This is a genomic window from Pseudomonas sp. LAIL14HWK12:I1 (assembly GCF_003202095.1).
Taxonomy (GTDB): domain Bacteria; phylum Pseudomonadota; class Gammaproteobacteria; order Pseudomonadales; family Pseudomonadaceae; genus Aquipseudomonas; species Aquipseudomonas monteilii.
In genome coordinates this window covers 16,392-28,481 of record NZ_QJKG01000011.1, presented here as the reverse complement: position 1 = coordinate 28,481, position 12,090 = coordinate 16,392, and the positions used below count along the sequence as shown (strand labels likewise).

Sequence of the window (12,090 nt, the reverse complement as noted above, 5' to 3'; positions counted from 1 at the left end):
GGCCAGACCATGCAAACCAACCTGAGTGAAGCCTCCCGACGCCTGGCCCGCGCCGACGAGGCGCAAAGCATCCTGCGCTCCTGCGTGCACTGCGGTTTCTGCACCGCCACCTGCCCCACCTACCAGTTGCTGGGCGATGAGCTGGACGGCCCGCGCGGGCGCATCTACCTGATCAAGCAACTGCTCGAAGGCGAGCCGATCACGGCCAGCACGCAACTGCACCTGGACCGTTGCCTGTCCTGCCGCAACTGCGAAACCACTTGCCCCTCAGGGGTGAAATACCACGACCTGCTGGACATCGGCCGCGCCGTGGTCGAACAACAGGTGCCGCGCCCGCTCGGTCAGCGCCTGCTGCGCCAGGGCCTGCGAGCCGTGGTGCCACGCCCGGCGCTGTTCAAGGCCCTGACCCGTGGCGGCCAGGCCTTGCGCCCGCTGCTGCCGGCCACACTCAAGCGCAAACTGCCGGCACGGGTGGTCGCCCCTGGCCAGCGCCCGGCACCGCGCCATGCACGCCGGGTGTTGATGCTGGAAGGCTGCGTGCAGCCAGCCTTGTCGCCCAACACCAACGCCGCCGCCGCGCGCCTGCTGGACCGCCTGGGCATCAGCGTGCAGCCGATCCACCAGGCCGGCTGCTGTGGCGCGGTGGACTACCACCTCAATGCCCAAGAGCAAGGCCTGCAACGTGCACGGCGCAATATCGACGCGTGGTGGCCTGCCATCGAAGCGGGGGCCGAGGCCATTGTGCAAACCGCCAGCGGCTGCGGCGCGTTCGTGCGTGATTACGGCCATCTATTGGAGAAAGACCCCCGTTACGCCGCCAGGGCCGCGCGGGTCAGCGCCCTGTCCCGCGATCTGGTAGAAGTGCTGCGCGATGAGCCGATCGAGCAACTAGGCCTGTGCGCCGAACAGCGCCTGGCCTTCCATTGCCCTTGTACCCTGCAGCATGCCCTGAAGCTGGGCGGCGCGGTGGAAGCGCTGCTGACGCGCCTGGGCTTTACCCTCACCGCTGTGCCGGACGGCCATCTGTGCTGCGGCTCGGCGGGCACCTATTCGCTGACCCAGCCCGAATTGTCACTGCAACTGCGTGACAACCGCCTCAACGCACTGGAAAGCGGCAAACCGCACGTCATCGCCACCGCCAACATCGGCTGTCAGGCCCACCTCGACGGGGCCGGGCGTACGCCGGTACGGCACTGGATAGAAATTGTCGAAGCAGCCTTGAACCCGGAGCCCCCCCATGCATAGCAAGTTCGTGATCGGCCAGGCCGAAGTCGCCCGCGTATTGGCCGCCGCCCGCCAGGAAGCCCTGGCCCAACACTGGAACGTCACCATCGCCGTGGTTGACGACGGTGGTCACCCGCTAGCCCTGGAGCGCATGGACGGCTGTGCGCCAGCCAGTGCCTACATTGCCGTGGAAAAGGCTCGGACCTCTGCGCTGGGGCGCAAGGAAACACGGGATTACGAAGAGATGGTCAATGGTGGCCGTACTGCATTTGTCACTGCACCGCTGCTGACCAGCCTGGAAGGTGGCGTGCCGTTGCGGGTGGACGGCCAGGTGGTGGGTGCCATCGGTGTGTCCGGGGTCAAGTCCGAGCAAGACGCCCAGGTGGCCAAGGTCGGGGCAGCTGTTCTGTAAATCCTGTGCTGGCCTCTTCGCGGGCTCACCCGCGAAGAGGCCAGCACAGGCACCCCATTTCCTGAAAACTGAACATCGAGCGGACAGACAATGCCAAACCATCAACTCCAGATAGCCCCCATCCTCCAGCGCTTCATCGAAGACGAAGTGCTCCCCGGCACCGGCATCGAAGCCGCCCCCTTCTGGCAAGGCTTCAGCACCCTGGTCCACGACCTCGCCCCGCAAAACCGTGCACTGCTCGCCGAACGCGAGCGCCTGCAGGCCGAACTGGACAGCTGGCACCGCCAGCACCCCGGCCCAATCCGCGACATGGTGGCCTACCAGCACTTCCTGCAAGGCATCGGCTACCTAGTGGATGCCCCCGAAGACGTGCAAATCAGCACCCACAACGTCGACCGCGAGATCGCCGTACAAGCCGGCCCGCAACTGGTCGTGCCGCTGAGCAATGCCCGCTACGCCCTCAACGCCGCCAACGCCCGCTGGGGTTCACTGTACGATGCCCTCTACGGCACCGATGCCATCGCCGAAACCGCGGGTGCCGAGCGCGTCCAAGGCTACAATCCGGTGCGCGGCGCCAAGGTGATTGCCTATGGCCGGCAATTCCTCGATACCTCAGCCCCGCTTGCCGGCGCCTCACACAGCGACGCCAAGGCCTACGCGATCAACCAGGGCGCACTGCAGGTCACCCTGGCCGATGGCCGCCAGGTTGGCTTGCAAAACCCCGCGCAAATGCGTGGCTACCAAGGCGAGCCAAACACGCCAACTGCGATCCTGCTGCAGCACCACCAACTGCATTTCGAAATCCGGATCGACCCGGCCAACATCATCGGCCAGCAGGACCTGGCCGGGGTCAAGGACATCCTGCTGGAAGCCGCACTGACCACCATCATCGACTGCGAAGACTCAGTGGCAGCCGTCGATGCCGACGACAAGGTCAATGTCTATCGTAACTGGCTGGGACTGATGAAAGGCGACCTCAGCGAACAGGTCAGCAAGGGCGGCAAAACCTTCAGCCGCACCTTGGCCGCCGACCGCCAGTATCACGGTGCAAACGGCCAGCCACTGACCTTGCCAGGCCGTTCGCTGCTGTTCATTCGCAACGTTGGCCACCTGATGACCAACCCGGCGATCCACGACCGCGATGGCCGGGAAATTCCGGAAGGCATCCTCGATGCCGTGGTCACCAGCCTGATCGGCCTGCACGATCTCAAGCGCCGAGGCAACTCGCGCGAAGGCAGCCTGTACATCGTCAAGCCGAAAATGCACGGGCCGGCCGAAGTGGCCTTTGCCGACCAGCTGTTCGGTCGCGTCGAGTCCCTGTTGGGCCTGCCCGCGCATACCCTGAAGATGGGCATCATGGACGAAGAGCGGCGCACCAGCGTCAACCTCAAAGCCTGCATCGCCAGTGCTGCATCACGGGTGGTGTTCATCAACACCGGCTTCCTCGACCGCACCGGGGACGAGATGCACAGCGCCATGGAAGCCGGTGCCATGCTGCGCAAGGGCGACATGAAAGGCAGTGCCTGGATCCAGGCCTACGAACGCAGCAACGTGCTGGTGGGGCTGGCCTGCGGATTACGCGGCAAGGCACAGATCGGTAAGGGCATGTGGGCCATGCCCGACCTGATGGCGGCCATGCTCGAACAGAAAATTGCCCAGCCCAAGGCCGGTGCCAACACCGCTTGGGTACCCTCACCGACGGCCGCAACGCTGCATGCGCTGCATTACCATCTGGTAGACGTGGCAGCGGTGCAGCACGCGCTGGAAGCAGTCGATCTGAACGCCCAGCGCCACGCATTGCTGAACGACCTGCTCAGCGTACCGGTCAGCCCAGAGCGGCCCTGGAGTGCCGACGATATCCAGGCTGAACTGGACAACAACTGCCAAGGCATCCTCGGTTACGTGGTGCGCTGGGTCGAACAAGGGGTCGGCTGCTCCAAGGTACCGGACATCCACGATGTTGGCCTGATGGAGGACCGTGCCACCCTGCGTATTTCAGCGCAGCACATCGCCAACTGGCTGCACCATGGCGTGGTGGGTGCCGAGCAGGTCGAGGCGACTCTGCAACGCATGGCCAAGGTGGTAGACCAACAGAATGCCGGGGACCCGGCGTACCGGCCAATGGCGGCCAACTTCGAGGCATCGCATGCGTTTCGCGCCGCCCGAGAGCTGGTGTTCAAGGGGCGCGAGCAACCTAGTGGCTATACCGAGCCGTTGCTGCATGGCTGGCGGTTGCAGTTCAAGCAGCAGGTTCAACGCTAGCCCAAGCTGCGCGGAGCTGCTGGCGCGGCCTTGTGTTGCGCCGGCAGCAAACATCTGCCGCCGGCCCGTCAGGGGTGGTATTCCGGCGCCCTCAGAAATTTCCCACAACGTTCTCGGAAGCATCCTGCTTGCTGCCTCTGCACGCAAAAAACAAGATCGGCACTGGAAACCGCAAGGTCGCGATCCAGAGGAGGCTCCGTATGCACCGTTACGCCCGCTCCATTGCCGAACTGCGCAGCAGCTTGTGCGAAATGCTGGCCCATGACATCTGCAACCCCGAAGAGGATCCGCACCTGTCGGGGGTGATGTTCTTCTGCGCCACCGACGAACACTCCCGGCAACTGGTCGAGCGAATCGAGTTGCTGGCCAGCGAGGTGTTCTTTGACCGGAACGGACGGGCCATCGCGGAACACCTGAAAGCGGCCGCAGTCGATGGCGTGCGCATCAAGCGCAACCGCAAGGCGCCAGCGGATGAAACGGTGATACGCATCGCAGTCGCCGACAAGGGCTATATCACGGTGAGTACGGCCCGGCTCTGAAATATGTGGCCGCTTTGCGGCCCCATGCCCTTGTCTGGCCAATCCGCTATCCTGAGCACTCCCCCGCTCCGGACCGCCCCATGGAACTGCACATTCGCCTGGAAGGCCGCAAAGGCCTGGCCGACCAGCTCTATCAGCAACTGCGCGCCGGGATCGACAGTGGCCACCTGGCCGCCGGCACCCAGTTGCCACCCACCCGCTTGCTGGCCGAGCAACTGGGCGTGTCACGCAAGACGGTGGCCGAGGCCTATTCGCGGCTCACCTACGACAACCTGCTCAGCGGTGTGGTCGGCCGTGGCACCTTCATCACGCCGCGCCAACCGCTGCGTAGCCATGAATCAACCACCATCCCCCTCGCCGGCGCTTTGTCCCTCGAGCGCTGGCAGCAGCGCGCTACCGTGCTCGGCCAACGCCAACTGCAAGCGCCCTCCCGCTATGACTTTATCGGTGGTGCGTCGAGCAAGGCGCAATTTCCGTTTGACCAGTGGCGCAGCTGCCTGAACTACGCCCTGCGCCGCAGCCAACGCCACCCCGAGCGGCAGTTTCCGGCCCAGGGCCTGCCGGAGCTGCGCGAGGCCATAGCCCACCACATCGCTTACGCCCGCGGCGTGCACTGCAGCGCAACCGACCTGCTGGTGTGCAACGGCGCCCAGCAAGCGCTGGACCTGATCGCCCGGGTATTGGTGGAACCCGGTTGCCAAGTGGCCATGGAAGACCCCGGCTACCCGCCTGCCCGGCAACTGTTCCTGGCCCTTGGTGCACGCGTGCAGTCCGTTCCGGTGGATGATGAAGGCCTGCGTGTCGAGCACATCGCCGATGGCACCCGGTTGATCTATGTAACGCCGTCGCACCAATTCCCGCTGGGCATGCCCATGAGCGAGCCACGTCGGCACGCCCTGCTGGCCCGGGCGGCTGAGCTGGGCGCGTTGATCATCGAAGACGACTACGATTGCGAGTTCCGTTACCACGGGCCGGCAGCGGACGCATTGCAGCGCCTCGACTGCCATGGTCTGGTGGCCTATGTGGGAACCTTTTCCAAGACGTTGCTGCCCGAGCTGCGGCTGGGCTATGCCGTGTTGCCGCCTGCCGTGCTGCAGGCGGCCTGCGTGGCCAAGCACCTCAGTGACTGGCACAGCCCGACCTTGCTGCAGTGGGCGCTGGCGCGCTTTTTGGGCGAAGGCCACCTGAACAAGCACATCCGCCGCTGCCACGAGGTTTACAGCGCCCGCCGCGAACGTATCCTGGCGCGTTTGGGCAGCGACCTGTCACCGTGGTTCAGCGCCATCCCCGCCAGCGCGGGCTTCCACCTCAGCGCGCTGGCCAAGCCCGGGGTCGATGTCGAGTTGCTGGCCAACCTGGCCCGCAAGGTGGAGGTGGGCCTGTATTCGCTGGCGCCGTTTTTCAGCGAAGCACCGATACGCCCGGGGCTGTTGCTGGGCTTTGGCGCTATCGAGCTGCTGGACATCGACCCGGCACTGGACCGGGTGCGCGATACCCTGCAACGCCTCAGCTGACTGGCGCGGCCCTGCCCGTCGCGGGCGCGCGCGCGACGGCCGCAGCATAGCCACGCGGATTGAAACACGCGGTTACCAACAGCATCGCCATCACGGTCACGGTCAGCAGCGTCCACGATGCCTGGAAGTCGCCACTCACGTCACGCAACCAGCCGGTGATGTACGGCACGATACCGGTGATGATAAAGCCGATCCCCTGTACGAATGCCGCCAGGCTGCCGGCCTCCGCAGGCGTCTTGAGGTGCTCCAGAGTCAGCGTCAGGCTCTGGCTGAAGCAGGCACCCAAGCCAAAGCCGATCATGGCGACCCACAGTCCTGCAGCCACCGTGGGTGCCAGCAGCAGGCCGAGAAAGCCGGCCAGCTGAATCGCCAGCGCCAGCCAAAGGCCTGGGCGCCGGTCTGCCCAGCGCCGCAGCAGCAGAGGCAGGCCGAGCGCACCGGCCACCTGGAAAATGGTCATCAGGCCCACCAGGTCGGCGCCGCCCTGGACGCTGCCACCGTGCTCGATATGGTAGGCGGGCAACCAGGCCACCATGCTGGTGTAGCCGCCATTGATCAGGCCGAAGTACAAGGCCAGCAACCACGCCCGGCGAGTGCCAAACCAGTGTCCACCCGCAGCGCCCGCCAGCCTCGGTGCTTCCTGACGAGGCCGCAGCACGGCCCAGGCCAGCACCGCCAGCACGGCCGGGGCTGCCCACAGGCCCAGGCCGGCCTGCCAGTGGCCGAAGTGGCCACTGACATGTGGCCCAAGCACGGCCGCCAGGCCGCCGCCCGTCATCAGTGCCGCCGAATACAGGCCCATCGCCCCGGCCAGCCGCCCGGGGAACCATCGATTGACCAACCCTGGCATCATGCCTTGCACCACCGCCACGCCCAGGCCAGCGACCACTGCACTGGCAATCAACGCCCACGCGCTGTCCAGTTGCAGCCGCCACAGGCAGGCCAGGGCAATCGCAGCCAGGCCACCGGCCATGCCGCCATGCTCGCTGATCCAGCGCCGCAGCCAGGGTTGCAGCAACGGTACCAGCCCCATGCACAGCACCGGCAACGCTGTCACCAAGGCGGCCTGCTGGTAGCCCAGGCCAGTGCTGGCACGCATAGGTTCGAGTAACGGGCCGATACTGGTCAGGATCGGCCGCAAGTTCAGCGCCAGCAGAATCACCAGCAACAGGTTCAACGCAGCTCTCATTGTGAATCGGTTCTCTTGTAGCAAGACCCGGCCATTATCCCGGCTCGGTCAGCCTGGCAGAAATGAAGAGATTGGATGCCTGTCAGTGGCCACCTGAATGGTCGATTGGCCTCCTGCATATGCGCAGGATTGGCTATCGGGGGGGCCAAAGGGCGGCACTAAAGTAGTGCCATTCCCACCCCACACCCTTTGGAGACAGCCATGCACAACCGTATCGAATGGGCCAAGCACGCCCCCGAAGCCTACAAAGCCATGGTCGGCCTGGAGCAGGCCCTGGCCAAGAGCGGCCTGGAGAGTTCCCTGCTGGAGCTGGTGCGCCTGCGGGCATCGCAGATCAACGGCTGCGCCTACTGCGTGAACCTGCATGCCAACGATGCGCGCAAGGCCGGCGAGACCGAGGCACGCTTGCAGACGTTGAGCGTATGGCGTGAGACCGCTTACTTCACCCCGCGTGAACGTGCGGCACTGGCCTGGGTCGAGAGCCTGACCCGCTTGCCTGAGCAGGGCGCGCCGCAGGGGCAATATGAAGCCCTGCAGGAACATTTCGAACCGGCCGAAGTGGCCAACCTGACCCTGGCAATTGCCACGATCAATGCCTGGAACCGCTTTGGTGTCGGGTTTGCGATGGTGCCGGCCTGATCATTAATGGGTAGCCGGTACAGGTGACACATCAACGCCCAGCCAACCGAGCCCGATAGCTACCGGGGCTCTGCCCCGTCCACTTCTTGAACGCCCGGTGAAACGCACTGGGCTCCTGGAACCCCGCCTGCTCGGCGATTTCGGCGATGCTTAACACTCCTTCACGCAAGCGCTCGAAGGCCATCGCCCGGCGCACCTCATCCTTGATCTGCTGGTATGACCGCCCCTCCCGGTCCAACTGCCTGCGAAAGGTACTGGCGCTAACCCCCTGCTGCTGCGCCAGCGCCGCCAATGTCGGCCACTGGCCATAACGCAGTGCGCGCAAGCGCCGGTACACCTCGGCCACCAGCCCGTTCTGGTTCCGAAAGCGAATCACCAGCCCCTGTGGCGCAGTGCGCAGGAAGGTTTTCAAGGCTGGCAAATCCTGTACCACTGGTAACCGCAGGTAGGCACTGTCGAATTCCACCTCGGTACGGCCGCTGCCCAGGCGCAGGTCTGGCCCCCACAGCAGCAGGTCGTCCTCCTGGGCCGGGCGCGACACCGCCAGTTCGGTACGGTCGATGGCAATGCGCCGCCCGGCCAGCCAGCACAGCATGCCGATCATCAGCACCAAATAGGTTTCCTCGGCATACACCCGGGTCAGCGGGTCGGCAATGTTCGACTGCACGCTGATCTGCGCCCGACCACCACGTACCGTCAGGCTGCCACGCAGGTCCCGCAGGAACAGGCCGAAGCCGCCCATGCACTGGCGCAAGGCCTTTTCCAGGTTCGGTTCAAGTATCAAGCCCCGGCAGATGAGGGCAAAGCTGCCCAGCGGCATGCCATGGCTGTCGAGGCAGAAAAACTCGTCGTCCAGCCGTTGAATCATCGCCAGCCAGAGCTGGGCGAAGGCCTTGGCCGGCACGCGTGCCTGGGGCTGTTCCAACAGCTGTGGGTCGATGCCCACGGCACGCAGCTGTGCATCACGCTCGGCGGGGCTGTCGCGCAGGGCATGGAGCATGGCGTTGAGAAAGTACACGGCGACCGAATCGCTATCGCGCATGGCGGTTTTCGCTGTCTATGCTGAGTGGCAAAAAGTGCCAGGTTGTTTGAACAGTTCCGGCATAGGCTGCAACGGAACCTTTGCCTAGACTCGATCCCACTCCGGGACCGCCGGCCATTCTCGCAGAGCCTGGCCCCGTCCCGCCATGCCTTCGCAATCGGAGCCCCTATGAGCAACGCAGAAATCTACGTCGTCAGTGCCGTCCGTTCAGCCATTGGTGGCTTTGGCGGCTCCCTCAAGGACCTGCCGCTGGCCGACCTGGCCAGCACCATTACCCGTGCTGCCATCGAGCGTTCGGGCCTGGCCGCCGATCACGTTGGCCATCTGGTGATGGGCACGGTAATCCCCACTGAGCCGCGTGACGCCTACCTGGCCCGTGTGGCAGCAATGAACGCCGGCATCCCCAAGGAAACCCCGGCGTTCAACGTCAACCGCCTGTGCGGCTCGGGCCTGCAGGCCATCGTTTCGGCAGCCCAGGGGCTGTTGCTGGGGGACACCGACGTGGCCGTTGCAGCCGGTGCCGAATCCATGAGCCGTGGTCCATACCTGCTGCCACAGGCACGCTGGGGCGCGCGCATGGGTGACCTGCAAGGCATCGACTACACCGTTGGCGTGCTGCAGGACCCGTTCCAGCATTTCCACATGGGCATCACCGCCGAAAACGTCTCGGCCAAACACGGCATCACCCGCGAAATGCAGGACGAACTGGCCCTGACCAGCCAGCGCCGCGCCGCCCGCGCCATTGCCGAAGGCCGCTTCGACAGCCAGATCGTGCCGCTGGAACTGAAAACCCGTAAAGGCAGCGTGCAATTCAGTGTCGACGAGCATGTACGTGGCGAAGTTACCGCTGAACAACTGGCCGGCATGAAGCCGGTGTTCAAGAAAGACGGCACCGTCACCGCCGGCAACGCCAGCGGCATCAACGACGGCGCCGCCGGCCTGGTGCTGGCGACGGGCGACGCCGTGCGCCGCCTGGGCCTGAAGCCGCTGGCCCGCCTGGTGGGTTACGCCCACGCCGGTGTCGAGCCTGAACTAATGGGCCTGGGTCCGATCCCGGCCACCCGCAAGGTGCTGGAAAAGACCGGGCTGCAGGTCCAGGACCTGGACGTGATCGAGTCCAACGAAGCGTTCGCCGCCCAGGCCTGCGCCGTGGCCCGCGAGCTGGGCTTCGACCCGGAAAAGGTCAACCCCAACGGTTCGGGCATTTCCCTGGGCCACCCGGTAGGCGCCACGGGCGCGATCATCGCCACCAAGGCCATCCATGAACTGCAGCGCATCCAGGGCCGCTACGCGCTGGCCACCATGTGCATCGGTGGTGGCCAAGGCATCGCCGTGGTCTTCGAACGCGTCTGAGGGAGGCTGACACATGAGCATTGAACAGATCGCCGTGATCGGCGCCGGCACCATGGGCAACGGTATTGCCCAGGTGTGTGCAGTGGCCGGCTACCAGGTGTTGCTGGTGGACGTGTCCGACGCGGCACTGGAGCGTGGTGTGGCCACCTTGAGCAAAAACCTCGAGCGCCAGGTCAACAAAGGCACCCTGGAGACGGACAAGGCCGCAGCCGCCAAAGCCCGCATTCGCACCAGCACCGACTACACCCAGCTCAGCGGTGCGCAGCTGGTGATCGAGGCCGCCACCGAGAACCTGCAGCTCAAGCAGCGCATCCTGCAGCAAGTGGCCGCCAACGTCGCCGCCGACTGCCTGATCGCCACCAACACCTCGTCGCTGTCGGTCACCCAGCTGGCCGCCAGCATCGAGCACCCCGAGCGTTTCATTGGTGTGCATTTCTTCAACCCAGTGCCGATGATGGCACTGGTGGAAATCATTCGCGGCCTGCAGACCAGCGACAGCACCTATGCCCAGGCGCTGGTGGTGACCGAAAAGGTCGGCAAGACACCGATCACCGCCGGCAACCGTCCGGGCTTTGTGGTCAACCGCATCCTCGTGCCGATGATCAACGAAGCGATCTTCGTGCGCCAGGAAGGCCTGGCCAGCGCCGAGGACATCGACACCGGCATGCGCCTGGGCTGCAACCAGCCCATCGGCCCACTGGCCCTGGCCGACCTGATTGGCCTGGACACGCTGTTGGCAATCATGGAGGCCTTCCATGAGGGCTTCAACGACAGCAAGTACCGCCCTGCCCCGCTGCTCAAAGAAATGGTCGCGGCCGGTTGGCTGGGGCGCAAGAGCGGTCGCGGCTTCTTCACCTATTGAGGACCCTGCGCCATGCCCCCGGTCAATGCCGCAATGCGCTGTGCCAATTTTGAAGAGCGACGTGACCGGGCCATGGCGCTGTTTGCCGAAAAGGGCTTTGGCCAGGTCAGCATGCGCGAGCTGGCGGCCCATGTGGGGCTGACTGCAGGCTCGCTGTACCATCACTTCCCGAGCAAGCAGGACTTGCTGTACGACCTGATCGAGGAGTTGTACGAAGAACTGCAGGCCACCCTGGACCAGGGCCGCCGGGCCATGGCGCGCGGGGCCTCGGCGTTGAGTTGCCTGATTACGGCGCACTGGCAGTTGCATGCCGAGCGGCCCATGCAGTTTCGGCTGGCCGAGCGGGATTTGTGCTGCCTGAGTGACGAGCAGCGGGCGCGTTTGGCGTTGTTGCGTTCGCGTTACGAGGCCGGGCTGCTGAGGCTGATTGCGCCGCAGGCGAAGCTGCAAGGGGAAGCCTTGGTGGCGACGGCGCATGTGGTGGCGACGCTGCTTAACCAGTTGCCGGGGATGTTGAAGGCACTGCCTGAGGAACAGGGAGTGGGGTTGATGGAGAGTATGTTGGTAGGGGGTATTGAGCGGACCCTGAGGTAGCCTGTTCCGGCCTCTTCGCGGGTAGAACCGCCAAGAGGCCGGAACAGGTTAACGCAGCAGGCTCTGGATCTGCTCATGCAAGGTATCCAGGTCAAACGGCTTGGCCAGGATCGGTGCCTTGCGGGTGATCGGACTGCCCGATTCCAGAATCTCCGCCGGGTAGCCACTGATGAAGATCACCTTCAGGTCCGGCCGTAACTTCACCGCAGGCTCGGCAATCTCCACCCCGGAGATGCCACCCGGCAGGCGGAAGTCCGTCACCATCAGGTCCAGGTGCGGTTTGCTGGCCAGGATGGCAAACGCCTGCTCGCCATCTTCGGCCACCAGCACGTGATACCCCTCGCCCGCCAGGTAGTCACGCAGAATCATGCGAATCGCCGGTTCATCCTCGACGATCAGCACCACGTCTTGTGCATCTTCACTCATGTTAACGCCTTGAAATGCTTACAGTTGGCCATCA

12 protein-coding genes are annotated in these 12,090 nt (G+C 64.8%); 9 read left to right on the top strand and 3 right to left on the bottom strand.

Annotation, left to right across the window (positions count from 1 at the left end; genetic code table 11):
* Nucleotides 1–9 precede the first annotated feature (9 nt).
* From glcF to D906_RS22930, 5 genes are all read left to right on the top strand, one after another.
* Nucleotides 10–1,245, top strand: coding sequence for a glycolate oxidase subunit GlcF (glcF, locus tag D906_RS22950; RefSeq protein ID WP_027608887.1), 1,236 nt, complete (start codon nt 10–12; stop codon nt 1,243–1,245).
* A complete protein-coding gene (locus D906_RS22945; protein WP_019099230.1) occupies nt 1,238–1,636 on the top strand; it encodes a heme-binding protein in 399 nt (132 codons plus the stop codon). The genes glcF and D906_RS22945 overlap by 8 nt, the downstream gene beginning before the upstream one ends.
* Nucleotides 1,637–1,726: 90 nt before the next feature.
* Nucleotides 1,727–3,898, top strand: coding sequence for a malate synthase G (locus D906_RS22940; RefSeq protein WP_019099229.1), 2,172 nt, complete (start codon nt 1,727–1,729; stop codon nt 3,896–3,898).
* 200 nt (nt 3,899–4,098) lie between these two features.
* Nucleotides 4,099–4,437, top strand: a complete 339-nt coding sequence (locus D906_RS22935; protein ID WP_019099228.1) for a hypothetical protein — start codon at nt 4,099–4,101, stop codon at nt 4,435–4,437.
* Nucleotides 4,438–4,517: 80 nt separating this feature from the next.
* Entirely contained in the window at nt 4,518–5,951 is a 1,434-nt protein-coding gene (locus D906_RS22930; RefSeq protein ID WP_027614963.1) for a PLP-dependent aminotransferase family protein, read from the top strand.
* On the opposite strand, the gene D906_RS22925 is transcribed toward D906_RS22930, so the two are convergent.
* The gene (locus tag D906_RS22925; RefSeq protein WP_027614964.1) at nt 5,944–7,140 is read right to left on the bottom strand and encodes a cyanate transporter; all 1,197 of its coding nucleotides are present in this window, start codon (nt 7,138–7,140) and stop codon (nt 5,944–5,946) included. The genes D906_RS22930 and D906_RS22925 overlap by 8 nt on opposite strands.
* A 201-nt stretch (nt 7,141–7,341) precedes the next feature.
* On the opposite strand from D906_RS22925, the gene D906_RS22920 reads away from it, so the two are divergent.
* Complete coding sequence (locus D906_RS22920) at nt 7,342–7,779, top strand: carboxymuconolactone decarboxylase family protein (RefSeq protein WP_019098769.1); 438 nt, start codon at nt 7,342–7,344, stop codon at nt 7,777–7,779.
* Between the two features lie 31 nt (nt 7,780–7,810).
* On the opposite strand, the gene D906_RS22915 is transcribed toward D906_RS22920, so the two are convergent.
* Nucleotides 7,811–8,821 carry an AraC family transcriptional regulator gene (locus D906_RS22915; protein ID WP_027614965.1) on the bottom strand — a complete coding sequence of 337 codons (1,011 nt, stop codon included), beginning with the start codon at nt 8,819–8,821 and terminating at the stop codon, nt 7,811–7,813.
* Nucleotides 8,822–8,989: 168 nt separating this feature from the next.
* Here D906_RS22915 and D906_RS22910 point away from each other — a divergent pair, with 168 nt between their 5' ends.
* The 3 genes from D906_RS22910 to D906_RS22900 are packed head-to-tail and all read left to right on the top strand — an operon-like array spanning nt 8,990 to nt 11,630.
* Nucleotides 8,990–10,174 (top strand): acetyl-CoA C-acyltransferase family protein, encoded by a 1,185-nt coding sequence (locus tag D906_RS22910; protein ID WP_027608884.1) that lies wholly within the window; start codon nt 8,990–8,992, stop codon nt 10,172–10,174.
* 13 nt (nt 10,175–10,187) lie between these two features.
* A complete protein-coding gene (locus tag D906_RS22905; protein ID WP_019099464.1) occupies nt 10,188–11,036 on the top strand; it encodes a 3-hydroxybutyryl-CoA dehydrogenase in 849 nt (282 codons plus the stop codon).
* 12 nt (nt 11,037–11,048) lie between these two features.
* Nucleotides 11,049–11,630, top strand: a complete 582-nt coding sequence (locus tag D906_RS22900) for a TetR/AcrR family transcriptional regulator (protein ID WP_019099465.1) — start codon at nt 11,049–11,051, stop codon at nt 11,628–11,630.
* Nucleotides 11,631–11,678: 48 nt separating this feature from the next.
* On the opposite strand, the gene D906_RS22895 is transcribed toward D906_RS22900, so the two are convergent.
* Complete coding sequence (locus tag D906_RS22895) at nt 11,679–12,056, bottom strand: response regulator (RefSeq protein ID WP_016711125.1); 378 nt, start codon at nt 12,054–12,056, stop codon at nt 11,679–11,681.
* Nucleotides 12,057–12,090: the final 34 nt, after the last annotated feature.

Excerpts from the sequence above, each read along its gene's own strand:
- D906_RS22925 (WP_027614964.1), bottom strand. The coding sequence starts at position 7,140 with ATGAGAGCTGCGTTGAACCTGTTGCTGGTGATTCTGCTGGCGCTGAAC.
- D906_RS22910 (WP_027608884.1), top strand. The coding sequence starts at position 8,990 with ATGAGCAACGCAGAAATCTACGTCGTCAGTGCCGTCCGTTCAGCCATT.
- D906_RS22935 (WP_019099228.1), top strand. The coding sequence starts at position 4,099 with ATGCACCGTTACGCCCGCTCCATTGCCGAACTGCGCAGCAGCTTGTGC.
- D906_RS22945 (WP_019099230.1), top strand. The coding sequence starts at position 1,238 with ATGCATAGCAAGTTCGTGATCGGCCAGGCCGAAGTCGCCCGCGTATTG.
- D906_RS22895 (WP_016711125.1), bottom strand. The coding sequence starts at position 12,056 with ATGAGTGAAGATGCACAAGACGTGGTGCTGATCGTCGAGGATGAACCG.
- D906_RS22940 (WP_019099229.1), top strand. The coding sequence starts at position 1,727 with ATGCCAAACCATCAACTCCAGATAGCCCCCATCCTCCAGCGCTTCATC.
- glcF (WP_027608887.1), top strand. The coding sequence starts at position 10 with ATGCAAACCAACCTGAGTGAAGCCTCCCGACGCCTGGCCCGCGCCGAC.
- D906_RS22900 (WP_019099465.1), top strand. The coding sequence starts at position 11,049 with ATGCCCCCGGTCAATGCCGCAATGCGCTGTGCCAATTTTGAAGAGCGA.
- D906_RS22915 (WP_027614965.1), bottom strand. The coding sequence starts at position 8,821 with ATGCGCGATAGCGATTCGGTCGCCGTGTACTTTCTCAACGCCATGCTC.
- D906_RS22905 (WP_019099464.1), top strand. The coding sequence starts at position 10,188 with ATGAGCATTGAACAGATCGCCGTGATCGGCGCCGGCACCATGGGCAAC.
- D906_RS22920 (WP_019098769.1), top strand. The coding sequence starts at position 7,342 with ATGCACAACCGTATCGAATGGGCCAAGCACGCCCCCGAAGCCTACAAA.
- D906_RS22930 (WP_027614963.1), top strand. The coding sequence starts at position 4,518 with ATGGAACTGCACATTCGCCTGGAAGGCCGCAAAGGCCTGGCCGACCAG.